Raw genomic sequence first — 372 nt, forward strand, 5'->3', positions numbered from 1 at the left:
GGCCGGGCTGGTGGAGTACATCAAGTACTACAACCAAGAGCGAATCAGATTGAAATTGAAGGGGCTAAGCCCGGTAAAGTACCGGGAACAGGCCCAAGCAGCCGCCTGACCCCACCGTCCAAGTCTCGGGGGTCACTTCACCATGGGGGCTCGATGGCGCCTTGCTCGTGTGCGCAGTCCTGCGCACGCGGCAAGACCGGGGTTGGGCGTCCTGCCCAACCCGCCCGAGGCATGCCTCGGGCCCATGGCGCCAACGGTCCTGCCTGCCCACCCCGGCCCAGCCCTCCCGGCATTTCGGTGCCGGACGGAAAGAGCGTTGGGTTTCCAGGTGAAAAGAGGGGTCAGATCCGTTTTCCTGCGGAAAACGGATCT

1 protein-coding gene is annotated in these 372 nt (G+C 63.7%); it reads left to right on the forward strand.

Annotated features, from left to right (window positions below):
* Window positions 1-109: IS3 family transposase (locus RCF13_RS19360; protein ID WP_308140878.1), on the forward strand; the 109-nt coding region annotated here is incomplete at its 5' end.
* Window positions 110-372 lie beyond the last annotated feature (263 nt).

The organism is Stenotrophomonas maltophilia group sp. RNC7, from assembly GCF_030910085.1.
GTDB lineage: Bacteria > Pseudomonadota > Gammaproteobacteria > Xanthomonadales > Xanthomonadaceae > Stenotrophomonas > Stenotrophomonas sepilia.